This is a genomic window from Streptomyces luteogriseus (assembly GCF_014205055.1).
Classification (GTDB): domain Bacteria; phylum Actinomycetota; class Actinomycetes; order Streptomycetales; family Streptomycetaceae; genus Streptomyces; species Streptomyces luteogriseus.
Genome location: NZ_JACHMS010000001.1, coordinates 4,919,450 through 4,936,513, shown reverse-complemented (window position 1 = coordinate 4,936,513; position 17,064 = coordinate 4,919,450). Strand labels below are relative to the sequence as shown.

The 17,064-nt window shown below is 70.0% G+C and carries 17 protein-coding genes; 6 read left to right on the top strand and 11 right to left on the bottom strand.

Annotated features, from left to right (window positions below; genetic code table 11):
- Window positions 1-30: 30 nt before the first annotated feature.
- The 5 genes from BJ965_RS21950 to BJ965_RS21930 form a co-directional block, all read right to left on the bottom strand.
- Complete coding sequence (locus tag BJ965_RS21950) at window positions 31-2,310, bottom strand: FtsX-like permease family protein (protein WP_184910222.1); 2,280 nt, start codon at window positions 2,308-2,310, stop codon at window positions 31-33.
- On the bottom strand, window positions 2,307-2,999 hold the full coding sequence (locus BJ965_RS21945) for an ABC transporter ATP-binding protein (RefSeq protein WP_221513189.1): 693 nt from the start codon (window positions 2,997-2,999) through the stop codon (window positions 2,307-2,309). Before BJ965_RS21945 ends, BJ965_RS21950 begins: the two co-directional genes overlap by 4 nt.
- Before the next feature lie 58 nt (window positions 3,000-3,057).
- Window positions 3,058-3,468 (bottom strand): hypothetical protein, encoded by a 411-nt coding sequence (locus BJ965_RS21940; RefSeq protein ID WP_184910221.1) that lies wholly within the window; start codon window positions 3,466-3,468, stop codon window positions 3,058-3,060.
- 243 nt (window positions 3,469-3,711) lie between these two features.
- Window positions 3,712-5,283, bottom strand: a complete 1,572-nt coding sequence (locus BJ965_RS21935) for a sodium:solute symporter family protein (protein ID WP_184910220.1) — start codon at window positions 5,281-5,283, stop codon at window positions 3,712-3,714.
- Window positions 5,284-5,422: 139 nt separating this feature from the next.
- On the bottom strand, window positions 5,423-6,208 hold the full coding sequence (locus tag BJ965_RS21930) for an SDR family oxidoreductase (RefSeq protein ID WP_184910219.1): 786 nt from the start codon (window positions 6,206-6,208) through the stop codon (window positions 5,423-5,425).
- A gap of 85 nt (window positions 6,209-6,293) precedes the next feature.
- Between BJ965_RS21930 and BJ965_RS21925 the strand changes: the two genes are divergently transcribed.
- Window positions 6,294-7,133 carry a hypothetical protein gene (locus BJ965_RS21925; protein ID WP_184910218.1) on the top strand — a complete coding sequence of 280 codons (840 nt, stop codon included), beginning with the start codon at window positions 6,294-6,296 and terminating at the stop codon, window positions 7,131-7,133.
- Here BJ965_RS21925 and BJ965_RS21920 read toward each other — a convergent pair.
- From BJ965_RS21920 to BJ965_RS21910, 3 genes are read right to left on the bottom strand one after another with little or no spacing between them, the layout of a single operon-like run.
- Entirely contained in the window at window positions 7,084-8,019 is a 936-nt protein-coding gene (locus BJ965_RS21920; protein WP_184910217.1) for an amidohydrolase family protein, read from the bottom strand. The genes BJ965_RS21925 and BJ965_RS21920 overlap by 50 nt on opposite strands.
- Window positions 8,020-8,030: 11 nt before the next feature.
- A complete protein-coding gene (locus BJ965_RS21915) occupies window positions 8,031-8,642 on the bottom strand; it encodes a hypothetical protein (RefSeq protein WP_246545942.1) in 612 nt (203 codons plus the stop codon).
- Between the two features lie 9 nt (window positions 8,643-8,651).
- Window positions 8,652-9,101, bottom strand: coding sequence for an ATP-binding protein (locus BJ965_RS21910; protein WP_184910216.1), 450 nt, complete (start codon window positions 9,099-9,101; stop codon window positions 8,652-8,654).
- 113 nt (window positions 9,102-9,214) lie between these two features.
- Between BJ965_RS21910 and BJ965_RS21905 the strand changes: the two genes are divergently transcribed.
- From BJ965_RS21905 to BJ965_RS21895, 3 genes are read left to right on the top strand one after another with little or no spacing between them, the layout of a single operon-like run.
- Entirely contained in the window at window positions 9,215-10,027 is an 813-nt protein-coding gene (locus BJ965_RS21905) for a helix-turn-helix domain-containing protein (RefSeq protein ID WP_184910215.1), read from the top strand.
- On the top strand, window positions 10,024-10,212 hold the full coding sequence (locus BJ965_RS21900; RefSeq protein ID WP_184910214.1) for a DUF397 domain-containing protein: 189 nt from the start codon (window positions 10,024-10,026) through the stop codon (window positions 10,210-10,212). Before BJ965_RS21905 ends, BJ965_RS21900 begins: the two co-directional genes overlap by 4 nt.
- A 45-nt stretch (window positions 10,213-10,257) precedes the next feature.
- Entirely contained in the window at window positions 10,258-10,767 is a 510-nt protein-coding gene (locus tag BJ965_RS21895) for a DUF2165 domain-containing protein (RefSeq protein WP_184910213.1), read from the top strand.
- On the opposite strand, the gene BJ965_RS21890 is transcribed toward BJ965_RS21895, so the two are convergent.
- Entirely contained in the window at window positions 10,760-11,314 is a 555-nt protein-coding gene (locus tag BJ965_RS21890; protein ID WP_184910212.1) for a hypothetical protein, read from the bottom strand. The two genes, BJ965_RS21895 and BJ965_RS21890, sit on opposite strands and share 8 nt — an antisense overlap.
- Window positions 11,315-11,399: 85 nt before the next feature.
- A complete protein-coding gene (locus BJ965_RS21885; protein WP_184910211.1) occupies window positions 11,400-12,398 on the bottom strand; it encodes a glycosyltransferase family 2 protein in 999 nt (332 codons plus the stop codon).
- A 124-nt stretch (window positions 12,399-12,522) separates the two neighbouring features.
- On the opposite strand from BJ965_RS21885, the gene BJ965_RS21880 reads away from it, so the two are divergent.
- Entirely contained in the window at window positions 12,523-12,993 is a 471-nt protein-coding gene (locus BJ965_RS21880; protein ID WP_184910210.1) for a GtrA family protein, read from the top strand.
- Window positions 12,994-13,011: 18 nt separating this feature from the next.
- On the top strand, window positions 13,012-14,421 hold the full coding sequence (locus BJ965_RS21875; protein WP_184910209.1) for a hypothetical protein: 1,410 nt from the start codon (window positions 13,012-13,014) through the stop codon (window positions 14,419-14,421).
- A 42-nt stretch (window positions 14,422-14,463) separates the two neighbouring features.
- Here BJ965_RS21875 and BJ965_RS21870 read toward each other — a convergent pair whose 3' ends face one another.
- Window positions 14,464-17,049 (bottom strand): bifunctional FO biosynthesis protein CofGH, encoded by a 2,586-nt coding sequence (locus BJ965_RS21870; protein ID WP_184910208.1) that lies wholly within the window; start codon window positions 17,047-17,049, stop codon window positions 14,464-14,466.
- Between the last annotated feature and the right edge of the window lie 15 nt (window positions 17,050-17,064).

Genomic DNA, 17,064 nt, shown 5'->3' with positions numbered 1-17,064 from the left:
GGTGAGCCGTCGGCGGCTGAGCGCGCGTGGTCAGTCGCGGCGGATCAGTTCCGGGTCGATGCGCCGTCCTACGAGCGGAAGTGTGCCGACGGCGGACACGGCCGCCACGCCCACTGCCGCCAGCGCGAGCACCGGGAGACCGGCGGAGTCCCAGTAGATCTCACTGCCCCCGGTGATCAGATAGCAGGACTCGGCGAGCTTTCCCGTCACGAGCGCCAGTACGAGCCCGACGCTCAGGGGCAGCACGACCTGTACGCACTGCACGGCTCGCATCGTCCGCGCCGGTGCTCCGATCAGCGTGACGGCGGTGACCTGAGGGCGCCGCTCCACCGCCCGGTCGGTCGCCGAGACGACGAAGGCCGCGGTCCCGATGACGAGACCCATGATCATGCCGACGGCAAGCAGGGTCTCGAGGACGGCGATCTGCTGGAGGCCCTCGATGTTCACGCCGATGGGTTCGACCGCGACGGTCGGGGCGACGGCGGCGATACCGTCGAGGACCTTGCGGACCTCGTCGTGGTCGGAGCTGCCGGTGAGGACGTACTGCGCCCCCTGCGGGCGGGCCGCGGCGAGCACGGCCGACGGCGGGATGAGCACGTCAGCTCCGTGGACCGCCGACGGGTCGTAGGCGCTGTACGTGATCTCGTCTTGCGGAAGGGTGATGGTCAGGGTCGTGACACGACCGCCCTTTGACAGGCGGAACGGGAGCTCGTCACCAGGGCGCGCGCCCTGGCCGGTGCCCGCGTTCGGGTCGCTGAGCCGCATCACCTTGCCGTCCACGCAGCCCTCGGAGTGCCGTACCAGTTTGGTCAGCTGGTCGCAGGTGGCGACGACGGCGCTGGCCCAGGGCTGGTCGGAGGGCCCGTCGGGGTCGGTCCAGGACATCACCGTCACCGCGTGCGCGCGCACCCCTGGTACGTCGGCGACTTCGTGCTGCTGTCGCGTGGTCAGCGAGGTCAGGGGGACGGAGTAGTCCTGCACGGGAGCGGACGGCCGGGTGACCTGCTCCAGCTGGATGAGGACGCCCTGGGCGAGGGAGGCGGAGAAGACGAGCAGCACGAGGCCGGTGACGACGCGCATGGTGCTGCCCGGCTCGACCTCGTTGCGGCGCATCGCCAGGTTCAGGGTGAGGGACTGGGTGGTGCGCGCGAGCCCGCGAGCGATGCTGTAGGAGATCAGAGGCAGCGTCAGCACCAGCCCCAGGCCCGTCAGCAGAATGCCCGCCGGCATCACGATGGCGTTCAGGCCGAGGCTGTTGGCGGGGTGGTCGGTGAAGCCGGTGGCGCAGTAGCCGGCGACGATACCGAAGCCGGTCACCAGGAGCAGACCGCCCCACTTGGTGGGGCGTTTGGGGGCGGCGGTGCGGCGTACCGCCAGGGGATTGGCGGCGGCTTCGCGTGCGCTGGCGCGGCCGACGAACCAGGCGAGGAGCGGGCACCCGATCAGACAGACGGCGATGGTCGTCACGGACAGCGCGCCGTCGGCCGGGTACCACCTCAGACTGGGCAGCCCGGTCCGGGTCATGACTTGGTTGAGGACCCAGTACTCACCGAGGCCGAGAAGCGCGCCGAGGAGGGCCGCGACGACGGTTTCGGCGGCGTTGACCCGCTGGGTGCCCTTGGTACTCAGGCCCAGCAGGCGCAGGGACGCGAGGCGGCGGTTCCGGCTGGCGGCGGAGAGCCGGGCACAGACGGAGAGGAAGATGCCGAGGGGGAGCAGGACCAGTGATCCGAGGGCGAAGCGGATGTAGGTCAGGGTCGAGGGTTCGACGGCGGGGAAGGGGGCGTAGTCGTATCCCCAGCCTTTCAGGGCGCGGCCATCGTCGGCGATCTTGTCACGTGTCGTGCCGATGTAGGCGAACAGCTCGTCGGGATGGGCGAGCCCTCTCGCGCCGATCAGACCCTTCTCGTGACCTGGCAGGAGTCCTTTGATGCCGGGCTGGTCACGCAGCAGGTCGTGTGCGCGGGGAGAGAGGACCACCTCGCCGGGGTCGGGGAGCTCCTTCAGCCCTGGCGGGAACTTGCCGGCGTTCTCGGTCCCCTTGGCGATGAACACCCGGGTGAACGCCTTGGAGCCGTAGGGGTCGGTGCGCTGAAGGAGCAGAGTGGAACCCGCGGCCTGGGCGGAAGTGGTCCGCGGCTGGCGCGCGGCGGCCCGACCGTCGTGCGCGTCGAGGATCTGCGGGATGGTGAGGACGAGGGCGAGGCAGCAGACCCCGAGGGAGCCGCCGGCCGCCATGAGGAAGAAGCGTATGCGGTTGCCCCGGCCCGCGCCGAACAGCAGGCGCAGACCGAGCAGGAGCTCCCTCACACCGCCCCCTGGGGGGTGAGGACTCCGTCGGACATCGTGTAGTGGCTGTCGGCCTGTGCGGCGACGGTGGGGTCATGGGTGACCAGGATGACGGCAGTGCCCTGCGAACGCGCCAGGCCGAGGAACTCCTTCAGTACGGCGGATGCGTTGGCGCTGTCCAGTGACCCGGTCGGCTCGTCGGCGAACACGACGGCCGGGCGGTGGACCAGGGCCCGTGCGACGGCGACGCGTTGGTTCTGACCACCTGACACCTGCGACGGACGGCGCTCGCGCAGCTCGCCGAGTCCCAGCCGGGAGAGGACCTCGCCGGCGGCCGCGAGCGCGGGCCGCTTGCGCTGCCCGGCCAGGCGCAGTGGCAGGGCGGTGTTCTCCTCGATGGTCAGCTCCGGGAGCAGTTCGCCGTACTGGAAGACGAAGCCGAAGCGTTCACGGCGGAGTTCACTGATCTCGTCATCGGTGAGATCCCCGAGCGACTGCCCTTCGAACCTCACTTGTCCGCGCGCCGGAGGCAGCACTCCCGCGAGGCAGTACAGCAGCGAGGACTTTCCCGATCCGCTCTGTCCGGTGATGGCCGCGACCTCCCCCCGGGAGATCGAGAGATGGGCGTCACTGACAGCCAGCTGCTCGCCGTAGGAGAGGTCAATGCCCGTGGCGGTCAGGACTTCTGACGTACTGATGGCTTCCCCCAAAGAAGCGACCGGGCCCAGGAGACAAGCCTGGGCCCGGTACGTGGAGCTGTGGTTGCGCTTACCTCTGGTAGTGCTTGGTGGTCGAGCAGTTGTCCGGGTTGAACGAACCCTTGTCACGGCAGACACGGATGTACGCGTCGTCGGTGTAGCGCTGCGGGGGCGCCCAGTTGGAGGCGCCCACGGGAACGGTCTTCTTCTGCTTGCCGTCGTAGCGGTTCCAGTCGTAGCCCTCGACCTTCACCTGGACGTACACATTGTGGCCGTCACCGTGATCGGCGTCCTGGAGCTGGCCCTTCCACTCGAAGGCGCCGTGGTTCACGCCCGCGGGGTGCCACTTGTACTGGCCATGGTGGAACTTCGCGCCGCCGGTCGAGAGCGTCGGAATGTCGTGCCACGAGGCCGCGAATGCCGTGCCCGCCCCCATGGCGAAGAGGCCAGCCGCGAGGGCGCCTACTGCCAACTTACGCACATTTTCTCCCGTTTGTTTTCTTTTCTGTGGCTCTGGTGGTCAAGTCAGAGCAGCGGTGAAAATTAACATCCGTCACAGAGTGAGCGGCGGGAGATGTGTTCGATCTTGCCCCGTCTGTCCGGGATCTCGATGGACACCCTTTGCGGTGGCTTTGCCTTTTCCTTGCAAGGGCTTGACTGTATGCCGCGCCCTCGAGGCCGAGTGACCCCGACCGGATGGAGCGGTCGGCCTTGAGGGGAGCAGTCAATCCCTGGTCGTCGTCCGTACCACCTCGTCCGCCGGACCAGCCGGGGTCGGGACGGCGGCCGATGCCGCGCCGTCGTCGTCCGTGTTGATCTTCTCGATGATCGCCAGCCGCTCCGGAGTGTCCTCCGGCCTGATGTAGCCGACCAGGATGTACAGGACCAGCGAGACGGCCAGCGGGATCGACACCTGGTACTGGAGCGGCACGCCGCCCTCGACGTTCCAGTTGATCGGGTAGTTCACCAGCCAGAACGCGAGCAGACCCATCGACCAGCTGGCGAGGGCGGCCGTCGGGCCGGAGCGGCGGAACGCCCGCAGCAGGCCCAGCATCATCGGGATCGCCATCGGGCCCATCAGTCCGGCCACCCACTTGATGACGACCGTGATGATGTCCTTGAAGGCGGGGGAGTTGACCTGCGTCGCCGCCGCCATGGACAGACCTAGGAAGACGACGGTGGCGATGCGGGCCACCCGCAGGCCCTGGCTCTGGTTCCAGGCCCGGGCCCGCGCCCAGATCACCGGCGCGCAGTCCCGGGTGAAGACCGCCGCGATGGCGTTGGCGTCGGAGGAGCACATGGCCATGGTGTGCGAGAAGAAGCCGACGATGACCAGGCCCAACAGGCCGTGCGGCAGGAGCTGTTCGGTCATCAGGGCGTAGGAGTCCGAGCCGTCCGGCTTCTGCGACTCGACCAGCAGGGGCGACATCCACATGGGGAAGAACAGCACCAGCGGCCAGACCAGCCAGAGGATCGCCGAGAGGCGGGCGGAGCGCTCGGCTTCCTTGGCGTTCGGCGTGGCCATGTAGCGCTGGGCCTGGTTGAGCATGCCGCCGTTGTACTCGAAGAGCTTGATGAAGAGGAACGCGAGCAGGAACACCGTGCCGTAGGGCCCGACGAGCGGTTTCTCGTGGCCCTGGAGCTCGGGCGAGTCCCAGACGCCGAAGAAGCCGCCGTGGTCGTCGAGGCGTACGAACACCGCCACGAACATCGCGATGCCGGCCAGCAACTGGATGATGAACTGGCCGAGTTCGGTCAGCGCGTCCGCCCAGAGGCCGCCGATCGTGCAGTAGATCGCCGTGATGCCGCCCGTGATGAGGATGCCCTGGTTGAGGGAGATCCCCGTGAAGACGGACAGCAGGGTGGCGATGGCGGCCCACTTGGCGCCCACGTCCACGATCTTCAGCAGCATCCCGGACCAGGCCAGCGCCTGCTGGGTCTTCAGGTCGTAGCGGTTCTTCAGATACTCCAGCGGGGAGGCCACATGGAGCCGGGAGCGCAGCCGGTTGATGCGCGGCGCGAACAGCTTCGATCCGATGGCGATACCGAGGGCGATGGGGAAGGACCAGGTGACGAAGGACGTGACGCCGTAGGTGTAGGCGATGCCCGCGTACCCGGTGAACATCACCGCGCTGTAGCCCGACATGTGGTGCGAGATGCCGGACAGCCACCAGGGCATCTTGCCGCCGGCGGTGAAGAAGTCGCTGACGTTGTCGACGCGTTTGTGCGACCAGACGCCGATCGCGACCATCACGGCGAAGTAGCCGATGAGCACGGCCCAGTCGAGACCGTTCATGTGCGCCCTCCCAGGGATCAGCCCGGCGCTCATCGTGAGTGCTGCCGCGTGGACACGACAAGTAACCGTAAGGTCAAGGGGAGGCAAAATCGTTCGGCGTGATGGCCTTGGTTCATCTACATGAACCGATCGTCTCAGTTCATCGCATCAGCTCCCCCGCGTTGACCAGCAACGATTGCCCGGTGATCGCCCGCGCCCGGTCCGACGCCAGGAACACCGCCGCATCGGCCACGTCCGCGTCCGTGGCCAGCTCGGGCAGCGCCATCCGCCCGGCCAGCCGCTCCAGGACGGTCGCCTCGTCCACGTCCTCCGTCTGCGCCGTGAACCGGACGTACGCCTGCACCGGCGGCCCCCACATCCAGCCGGGCAGCACGGTGTTGACCCGGATCCGGTGCGGCCCGAGCTCCCGCGCGAGCGAGTACATCGCACTCGTCAGCGCCCCCTTCGACGCCGCGTACGCCGCCTGCCGCACCTGCGACGGGGCGGCCACCGCCGACTGTGTCCCGACGAACACGACGGACCCGCCGGCCTCCTTGAGCGACGGCAGACAGGCCCGGGTCATCCGCAGCGTGCCCAGCAGGTTCACGTCGAGGACGGACCGCCAGGACTCGAAGTCGGCGTCCTCGAGTCCGCCGAAGTAGCCGTCGAACGCAGCCACATGGACGACGGCGTCGATCCCGCCGAACCGCTCCCGTGCCACCGCCGCCAGCGCCTCGCACTGCGCCTCGTCGGAGATGTCCGTGGCGCGGTACGCGGTGCACGCCCCGCCGGGGTCGATCTCGGCGGCCGCCTTCGCCAGGTTCGCCTCCGTACGGGCCCCGAGCACGGCCCGCCCGCCGTCCCGCACGACGGCCGCCGCGACCTGCCGCCCGAGCCCGGCCCCGACCCCCGACACGACGACCGTCTTCCCCGCGAGCAGTGACATGGCGAGACCTCCCCGGACCCGGACCCTGGCGTTCTATCTGACGGAGCGTCAGAGTATGAGCGAGCCACCGACGAAGGGGAAGGCCATGAGCGAGGACACCCGCAGCGAGCTGTACGCCGAACTGGCAGCCGTCGGCCCCTACGGCACCCACCCCGGGCACGCCCTCATCACCATGGTCGAGCCGCATCCCGGCCACGAGTACGCCTACAACCGCTGGTACGAGGACGACCACTACTACGCAGGTGCGATGGCCATGCCCTGGATGTACGCGGGCCGCCGCTGGGTGGCGACCCGGGACCTCCAACTCCTGCGCTACCCCGAGAAGTCGGCGATCGCCCAGCCGGTCACCGCGGGCTGCTACCTCTCCACGTACTGGATCACCGCCGGCCGCTACGACGACCACATGCGCTGGACGGTCGCCATCAACAAGCGCCTCAACCGGGACGCCCGCGTCTACCACGACCGCACGCACGTCCTCACGGCGTTCCAGAACCACGAGGCGACGGTGTACCGCGACGGCGCGGCCGGCCCCCGGGACGTCCACGCCCTCGACCACCCCTACGCGGGCCTGGTCCTCCAGGTCGTCGAGGCGGACACCCCCGGGCAGCGCGCCCCGCTCCTGGAGTGGCTGCGCACCCGCCACCTCCCCAAACGACTGGCCGGCTCCCCGGCCGCGCTGGTGACGGTCTTCAGCCCGACGCCCCTCCCGGGCGACCGCATGACCTACGTGAAACAGGTCGAGGGCATCGACACCCGCCTGACGCTCCTGTGGTTCCTCCAATCGGACCCGAGGGAGTGCTGGAACCCCCACTTCACGGACCTCGACGCGGCGGTGACGGAGTCGGGCCTGGGCAGGGTGGAGCTGGTGGCCCCGTTCATCCCGACGGTGCCGGGGACGGACACGTATGTGGATCTGCTGCGGTGAACAGCGCGGCCGCGTTGTCGTGGCACACGGCCCGCAGCCACTCCTCGCCGAGCCCCAGCCGTTCCAGGGCCTGGAGCTGGTGCAGGTACGGGTAGGGGATGTTGGGGAAGTCGGAGCCGAACAGGATGCGGTCGCCGAGCGCCGCGAACCGGGGCAGGGCCGCACGCGGGTACGGCATGAAGCCCTCGGTGAAGTCCGTGAACGCCATCGTCGTGTCCAGCCGCACCTCGTTGTACCGCTCGGCGAGGCCGAGGAACTCCTCGTACTCGGGCATGCCCATGTGCGCGACGATCAGCCGCAGCCTCGGGTGCCGCGCCAGCACCCGCGCGACGGGCTCGGGGCCGGTGTGCTTGCCGGGCGCGGGCCCGGAGCCGCAGTGCATCACCACGGGTGTCCCGGCCTCGGCCAGCACTCCCCACGCCGGGTCGAGCCGCTCGTCGGCCGGGTCGTAGGCGCCCACCTGCACATGCGCCTTGAACACACGCGCCCCCGCCGCCACGGCCTCGCGGACGTACGTCTCCACGTCCGGCTCGGGGTAGAGGGTGGCGGTGTGCAGGCAGTCTGGAGTGCGGCGGGCGAAGTCGGCGGCCCAGCCGTTCAGCCACCCGGCCATGCCGGGCTTGTGCGGGTAGAGCATCGAAGTGAAGGCCCGCACGCCGAACTCCCGCAGCAGTGCCGCCCGCTCTTCCTCGGCCTTCCGGTACGTGATCGGCCACTCCAGCCCGCCGACCAGCGGCCCGTTGGTGTCGAAGTAGGCCCACACCTTGTGCAGGACTCGCTCGGGCATGAAGTGGGTGTGCACGTCGATCAACCCGGGAAGACCGAGCCGACCCCAGAACCGACGGACCTCCCCGGCCTCCTCGGACACCTTGCGCTGCTCACTCATGCCGATCTCCGTCACGGGGTGCGGTCCTGCTCCCCGAAGTCGCGGAGCAGGGCGGTGGAGTCACCGTAGTAGGAGGGCATCTCCACCGCGTGATCTGCTCCGGAGCCCTCCGTCACACCCAGGTCCCGGCGCATCGCCTCCCGCATGGCGGCGATCAGCGGCCAGACGCCGTGCTGCGCCTCGGCGGCCGACCGCAGGGTCTCGCCGGGCCGAGGGTTTCCCTGCTCCAGCCGCTTGACCTGTCCGTACACCCGGTTCAGGGCGCCGTTCACCTCCCGGGCCGGGGCGACCACACCGTCCGGCGCGATCATCAGCGCCTCGGACCAGCGGTCGCGGTACGTGTCCTTCGCGGACTCCAGCGCCTGGATGTCCTCGTCACCGGGCGTACGGTCGCGCATGACGTACAGATGCCTGCTGAGCGCCGTACAGAACTGCCGTGCATCGCGATGCAGGCCCGAGTAGCAGCTCCGCCGCAACTCACGGCTCTCCCGCGCCTCCTGAAGCGCCTGCGCCGTCTCCAGCTCGCGCCGCTTGGCCTTCTCGGCGCCGCGCTGAGTGAGCAGGGCACCCCCGAGCGTCCCCGCCACACCGGCCACGGCAATCAGCACCGCCCCCACGTCCATCGGATCAGCCTAGACGGCGGGCCCCGGCAAGTCCTCCTGCTCCAGGCTCACTTCGGCCCAGACGGTCTTGCCGTGAGCCGGCGCCTCCACCACACCCCACCGATGCGCGTACGCCGAGACGATCCGCAGCCCTCTCCCGCTCTCCGTGTCGTCCACGACCGGCCCCGGGAGCTGTGGGATCCGGTCGCCCCGGGCGTCGGTGACCTCGATACGGAGCGTGCGGTCGGCGTGCAGCTTCAGCGTCAGCCGGAAGTCCCTGCCCTGGACGCGTCCGTGCAGCACCGCGTTCGAGGCGAGCTCGGCCACCACCTGTGCGGCGGCGTCGTACGTCTCGCCCCATTCGTCGAGCTGGCGTTCGGCGAGCAGGCGGGCCAGTCGAGCACCTCTTCGAGTGGCGGACAGCTGGATCGTGAAGTGGCGTACGGGGGTGCTGATTTCAGCGAGGGATTTCCGACTCATGTCACCCAGCGTGGTCGTCCGTCCCTACTCTGAACAGCAACGACCTCGGTACGGAGCGTGACTGTCCGGACGCGTGGCGGGGTCGTACGGCTCGTACGTCAGGAGGGGAAGGCGTGGAGGACGAGGAAGCGGCGGCTGTGCTCAGGACGGTCGGACGGCAGATCAAGATGTGGCGCGAGGCCGCGGGTCTGAAGCAGGCGGAGTTGGGGGCGGCCATCGGGTACGGGGAGGAGATGGTGTCGTCCGTGGAGCGGGCGCGGCGCGTTCCCAAGTCCGACTTCCTGGACAAGGCCGATGAGGTGCTCGGTGCCGGCGGCAAACTGTCGGCGATGAAGGAGGACGTCCAGAAGGCTCGGTACCCGAAGAAGGTGAGGGACCTGGCAAGGCTGGAGGAGGAGGCCGTCGAGCTCGGAGCCTACGACAACCACCAGATCAACGGACTGCTCCAGACGCCGGAGTACGCCCAGGCCCTGTACGCCATGAGGCGTCCGGCTTTCACAGAGGACGAGATCGAGCGGCACGTCGCCGCACGCATGGCACGGAAGGCCGTGTTCGATCGCGCGCCGCGGGCGCTCATCACCTTTGTCCAGGAAGAGACGACGCTGCGGAGGCCGATCGGGGGCAGAATGGTGCTGCGCCAACAGCTCGAACACCTGTTGGAGGTCGGCAAGTTGCGTCATGTGTCGATCCAGGTCATGCCAACGGATCGGGAGGATCACGCGGGCATGGCGGGGCCGTTCGGGGTCCTGAAACTCCAGGAAGGCAAGACGCTGGGGCACTTCGAGGCCCACCTGCACAACCGCGTGATCAGCGACCCTCGCGACGCCCAGGTTCTGGATATGCGCTATGGAATGATCCGGGCGCAGGCCCTCTCACCGCGGGAGTCCCTCGCCTTCATTGAGAAAGTTCTGGGAGAAGAGACGTGACCACTGAGCTCGAATGGTTCAAGAGCAGCTACAGCAGCAACGACGGTCCTGCTTGCGTCGAAGCCGCCATATCCCCCTCCCCTCAACTCACCATCCACATCCGCGACTCCAAGACCAAGGACGCCCGCCTGGCGTTCCCCGCTGAAGTCTGGGCCGATTTCCTGGAGTTCACGGCAGGGCGCTGACCGGCGGGGTACACCGGACGGCCGCGCTTGGGGAGAATGACCGACATGATCACCTCCACCCCCCAACGCGGCGCCCTGTCGCTCGCCGCCACCCTGCTCACCGCGACCATCGCCCTCTACATGGCGCTCGTCGCGTTCGGGAACATCACCGACTTCGGGACCAACCAGCAGTTCGTCCGCCACGTGCTGGCCATGGACACCACGTTCAAGGACGAGGACCTGATGTGGCGGGCCGTCACGAGCCAGGGGCTCCAGGACGCCGCCTACGTCGGGATCATCGCCTGGGAGACGATCGCCGCGCTGGTCCTCATATACGGGAGCTGGCTGTGGGCCAGACGCGATGATCTGCGCGCCCGGCGGATGTCCACGTACGGGCTGCTGATGGTGATGCTGCTGTTCGGGGCCGGGTTCATCGCGATCGGCGGTGAGTGGTTCTCGATGTGGCAGTCGAAGAACTGGAACGGGCTGGACGCCGCGACCCGCATCTTCCTGTTCAGCGGAGTCGTGCTGATCGTCAACCAGCTCTCGGCCCCGAGGGAGACGCCCGCTACTTGACCACGGTCACGGTCGTGCCGACCGTGCCGAACGCCCACAGTGCCGTGCCGTCCGCCTTCCGCATCCTGACTCCGCCCGTCTTGGTGCCGGAGGCGGCGGGCGGCGGCGAGGCGCCGTCGACGGCGTTGGAGAAGGCGACCGAGATGCCTGACTTCGCGGCGAAGTACATGATGTGCTCGATCTGCACGCCGTCCGAGCCGGTCGTGGCCGCGTTGCGCGACGACACCGTGTAGCTGCCCGGGTCGGGGCTGACCGAGCCCGGCCAGACGGTGAACGTGCGGCGGGTCGCCTCGCTCGCGTCCACCAGCCAGACCCGCTTCTCGCCGAGGGAGTAGACGACGCGCCGGCCGGTGCCGGAGCCGTCGGGCACCCTCGCCGGGGCCGACGCCGTGGGGGTGGGCTGCGCCGAGGCCGTGCTGCTCGGCTTGGCCGAGGTGGCGGTGGGGTGCGAGCCCCGGTCCGCCTGCACGCCCAGGACCGTCACCGCGGCTATCGCTCCCACGGTCAGCCCGGTCACCCAGGCCCACGAAGGAAGTCGGGCAGGCACCGGCACGCATCTCCTCAGTCACGGGACCCCGCACCGAAACGGGGTTCCGATCATCGTACTGCGCACGCCGTGCCCGTCAGTGCCCTCAGGGCCCGTCGACGGCCTTGCGGATCGGGACCGGGCCCGTGCCGGCGCCGCGGACGGCGTAGCGCGGCGTGCGCACCGGGGCCGGGTAGGAGAGGTGCACCAGCCGGGTCTGCTCCTGGCGCATGTGCATGAGCGACTCGAGGATGTAGCCCACGAGCAGCACGAGCGCCGCGATGGTCATGATCGCGGCGGCGAGGATCGCCGTGGGGACCCGGGGGACGGTGCCCGTCTCGACGAAGTCGGCGATGACGGGGATGCCGAGGATGACCGAGACCAGGGCGAGCACGCCGGCGAGCACGGTGTGGACCAGCGAGGGGCGCTCGCGCCGCGCCAGGTCGAGGATGACCCGCAGGATGCGCCAGCCGTCCCGGTAGGTGCGCAGCTTGCTCTCGCCGCCGGCGGCCCGGACCCGGTAGTCCGTGAGGATCTCCGCGGTGGGCAGCCGCAGGTGCAGCGCGTGGATCGTCATCTCGGTCTCGGTCTCGAACTCGCGGGCCAGCGCCGGAAACGACTTCACGAAGCGCCGCGAGAAGACCCGGTAGCCGCTGAGCATGTCGGTCACGTCGTTGCCGAACAGGGACCTGACCGCCCCGGTGAGCACCTTGTTGCCGACCGCGTGCCCGGCCCGGTAGGCCCCGTCGTCGGTCACCCGGCGGGCTCCCACGACCTGGTCGTACGGTCCCTCGAACAGCAGGTCCACCAGGTCGCGGGCGCGGGAGGCGTCGTAGGTGTCGTCGCCGTCGATGATGAGCAGCGCGTCGGCGTCGACGTCGGCGAAGGCGCGGCGGATGACGTTGCCCTTGCCCTTGCGGGTCTCCTGCCGGACCATCGCGCCCGCGGCCCGGGCGACCTCCACGGTGCGGTCGGTGGAGGCGTTGTCGTACACGTAGACGACGGCCTCGGGCAGGGCGGCGCGCAGGTCGCGGACCACCTTGCCGACGGCCGCCTCCTCGTTGTGGCAGGGCACGACACACGCGATCGTCGGTTCCACGACCACTCCTCACTCGACCGGTTCCGCATAACCGTCAGCACCTCATACATCAGCACCTCATACAGTCGGACATAGTGCGATATGAGCGCGCCTGACCGGATGGTGCGCGCCGGGTCGTTAGGCTCGCCGTGTGCCGGTCCTCGACTCTGTGACGCTGCGTGCGCGTGACGCCATCAAGGGCATCTGGCGCGAGGCCGCCAAGTTCGGCGTCGTCGGGGCCCTGGCCTTCGTCGTCGACAACGGCGGCTACAACCTGCTCGTCTTCGGCCTGCCCGGCGGCGCGGAGGGCGGGGTGATGCGGACCGCTCCCGTGCAGGCGTCCGTCATCGCGACGACCGCGGCCGCGCTCTTCAGCTGGATCGGGAACCGCTACTGGACCTACCGCGGCCGCCACCGCGAGAAGGTGACCCGCGAGCTGCTGCTGTTCCTCGTCGCGAACGGCGTCGGGCTCGCCATCACCGCGGGCACGGTCTACGCCTCACGGCACCTGCTCGGGCTGGACTCACCGCTCAGCGACAACACCGCCCGCATCTTCGGCTGGGTGCTCGCGACCCTGTTCCGCTTCTACGCCTACCGGCGCTACGTCTTCGTCGCATCCTGAGCCGCTAACATCCGGCATATGGGACAAAAGCCACTGACGGCGGGTGCGCAGCGCTGGGTCTGGGTTCTGGCCGCCGTCGCCGCGCTCTGCTGCCTGGCCACGGTCCTCGTCTTCGCCCCCGGATTCCTGAGCCCCGACAGTCTCGACCAGCTCCGTCAGGCCCAGGGCAAGGCTCCCCTGACCGACTGGCATCCGCCGGTGCTGAGCCTGGTGTGGCGGGCGCTCATCGCCGTGACCGGGTCGATCACGTCGATGCTCGTCCTCCAGTCCGCCGTCCTCTGGGGCGCGCTGGGGGTGCTGGCCGGATGTGTGTGGGAGCTGACCCGGAGCCGCGGCGGGTCACTCGCCGTGCTCGGCGTGGGGCTCGCGCCCTTCGTGCTGAACTTCGCGGGGGTGGTGTGGAAGGACGTGCACGCGGCGTTCGCGCTGCTCGCCGCCTGCGCGGTCGCCTTCACCGGGCTGCGGCTGCGCGACAGGGACCCGCGTCCGGCCGTGCGGTGGGCGCTGCTCGGGCTGGGGGCGCTGTTCCTGGCCTACGCCATGCTGGTGCGCAAGAACGCCTTCGTCGCCGCGATCCCGGTGTTCGTGATGCTCGTCCTCGCCCTGTGGCGCGCTCCGGGACGCCGAACGTGGCTGACCTGCACGGCCGCGCTCGTCGCGGCCCTGGTGGTGCCCGCGGCCGCGATCTCCCTGTTCGCGAACCCCCTCCAGACGAAACAGGGCGCGCAGATCATGCTCGACGACCTCGTCCACGTACTGACGGTGGACGACCTGCGCTCCGCGGACGTGCCGCCGACACTGCGGGACCGACTGGTGGACTCGGCGCGCGAGTGCGAGCGCGTCGGCGCCCTCTCCGACGCCTACTGGGCCTGCTACCAGCGCCCGGCGGACGGGCTGCGCGGGGACTCCGGCGAGATCACCTCGCTGTGGCTGCGCGAGATGAGCGGGCACGTTCCGGACTATCTCCAGTACCGGCTGCGGCTCTTCGCGACGCTGCTGTTCGAGACCGACTACGTGTACAAGGCGGGCATCACCCGCAACGACCTCGGCATCGAGGTGGCGCACCCCCAGCTGGCGGACATGCTCGGCACGTACGTCGAGGGCATGGCCACGGACCTGCGGTGGCTGTTCCGCGGCTGGTTCTGGCTCACGGTCGCGCTGGTGCTGGCCGTCCGCCCCGGCCGGGGCCTGTTCGCCATGCCCGTGCGGGCGCTGGGCATCAGCTCGGCCGCCTACGTCCTCGGCTATCTGCCGATCATGCCCGCGACGGACTTCCGCTACGTGTACTGGCCCGCGCTCGCCTGCACCCTCGGCCTGCTGCTGCTCCGGCTGGGACGCGGCAGGACCGCACCGCCCCCCGCGGCTCCCGGCGCCACGGCCGGCCGCGCCCTGCCGGCACACCAGCCGGCGGACGCCGGAAGCCAGTAGGGAGCAGGAGGCCGGTAGCGCCGGATGCCGCTAGGGCGCCGGTCAGTCGAGCACCGGCAGCAGCTCGGGCAGATGCCCGTCCGAGGCCGCCGCCGCCCGCTGCCGCTCCTCCGGGACGTCCCCGTAGAGGGTGCTGCGGGCCCTGGCGGGACGCCCGGCCGCCTCCGCCACCGCGATGAGGTCCTTCACCGACTTGTACGACCCGTACGACGACCCCGCCATGCGGGAGATGGTCTCCTCCATGAGCGTCCCGCCGACGTCGTTCGCGCCCGAGCGGAGCATCACGGCGGCGCCCTCCGTGCCCAGCTTCACCCAGCTGGTCTGGATGTTGGGGATGTGCGGGTGCAGCAGCAGCCGGGCCATGGCCGTGACCGCGCGGTTGTCCCGCATGGTCGGGCCCGGGCGGGCGATCCCCGCGAGGTAGACCGGCGCGTTGGTGTGCACGAACGGCAGCGTCACGAACTCGGTGAAGCCGCCCGTGCGCTGCTGGATGCCGGCGAGGGTGCGCAGGTGCCCGAGCCAGTGCCGGGGCTGGTCGACATGGCCGTACATCATCGTCGAGGACGAGCGGATGCCCAGCTCATGGGCCGTCGTCACGACGTCGATCCAGTCGGCCGCGGGCAGCTTGCCCTTGGTGAGAATCCAGCGGACCTCGTCGTCGAGGATCTCCGCGGCCGTGCCCGGGATGGTGTCCAGGCCCGCCTCCTTGGCGGCGGTCAGCCACTCGCGGACCGACATGCCGGTGCGGGTCGCGCCGTTGACGACCTCCATCGGCGAGAAGGCGTGCACATGCATGCCGGGGACCCGTTCCTTCACGGCCCGCGCGATGTCGAAGTACGCCGTGCCCGGCAGGTCCGGGTGGATGCCGCCCTGCATGCACACCTCCACCGCGCCCACGTCCCAGGCCTGCTGGGCCCGGTCGGCGACCTGGTCCAGGGAGAGGGTGTAGGCGTCGGCGTCCGTGCGGCGCTGGGCGAAGGCGCAGAAGCGGCAGCCGGTGTAGCAGACGTTGGTGAAGTTGATGTTGCGGGTGACGATGTAGGTGACGTCGTCGCCGACGGCCGACTTGCGCACGTCGTCGGCGACGCGGGCGAGGGCGTCCAGCGCCGGGCCGTCCGCGTGCAGCAGGGCCAGCGCCTCGTCGTCGGTGAGCTTCGTCGGGTCGTCGGCCGCCGTGCGCAGGGCCTCGCGCACGTCGGTGTCGATGCGCTCGGGGACCATGCCCGGGGCGGCGGCCTCCCGCAGAGCACCCCAGTCGCCGTACACCTCGTCGAAGTCGTCCCGGCGGTCCGACGTACGGCCCTCGGTGTCGATGGAGCTGTGCAGGTCGGTGCGGCCGGACGCCGTGAAGACCTCCTCAGGCTCCTGCCACGGCAGGCCCTCGGGCAGGGCTTCCGGGCGGGCCAGGCCGGTCTCCGGGTCGGCCAGCGCGGCCACGTGCGGACGCAGCCGCGGGTCCAGCCAGGGCTCGCCGCGCCGCACGAACTCCGGGTACACGCAGAGGCGTTCGCGCAGTTCGAAACCGGCCGCGCGGGACTTCTCGGCGAGTTGCTCGATCTGCGGCCAGGGGCGCTCGGGGTTGACGTGGTCGATGGTGAGCGGGGAGACCCCGCCCCAGTCGTCGATACCGGCGCCGATCAGCCGCTCGTACTCGTCGTCGACGAGGTTGGGCGGGGCCTGGATGTTGCCGCTCGGGCCCATGAGGAGCCGGGCGACGGCCACCGTGGCGACCAGTTCGTCCAGTTCCGCGTCGGGCATGCCGCGCATCGCGGTGTCCGGCTTGGCGCGGAAGTTCTGGATGATCAGCTCTTGGACGCCGTGGTAGGCCCGCGACACCTTCCGCAGCGCGAACAGCGACTCGGCGCGCTCCTCGTAGGTCTCGCCGATGCCTATGAGGACGCCCGAGGTGAAGGGCACGGAGGACCTCCCCGCGTCCTCCAGCACCCGCAGGCGGACAGCCGGTTCCTTGTCCGGAGAGCCGTGGTGGGGGCCGCCCGGCTCCGACCAGAGGCGGGTCGCGGTGGTCTCCAGCATCATGCCCATGCTGGGCGCGACCGGCTTCAGACGCTGGAAGTCCGTCCAGCTCATGACGCCCGGGTTCAGGTGCGGGAGCAGGCCCGTCTCCTCCAGGATCCGGATGGAGACGGCCCGGACGTAGGCGAGGGTGTCGTCGTAGCCGTGCGCGTCGAGCCACTCGCGCGCCTCCGGCCAGCGGTCCTCGGGCTTGTCGCCGAGGGTGATGAGGGCTTCCTTGCAGCCGAGGGCCGCGCCCTTGCGGGCGATGTCCAGCACCTCGTCCGGCGACATGAACATCCCGTGGCCCTCCCGGCGCAGCTTGCCCGGGACGGTGACGAAGGTGCAGTAGTGGCACTTGTCCCGGCACAGCCGGGTCAGCGGGATGAAGACGGACTTGGAGTACGTGATGACGCCGGGCCGTCCGGCCGCCGCCAGGCCCGCGTCCCGCACCCGGGCGGCCGAGGCCGACAGGTCCTCCAGCTGCCCGCCCCGGGCCTGGAGCAGCACCGCCGCCTCGGCGACGTCGAGCGAGACACCGTCCCTGGCCCGTTTCAGGGCGCGACGCATGGAGTTGTCGGTGGGGCCGGTTCCGGAGGTCGCGGAGGTCGTCATCCTTCGAGCATACGA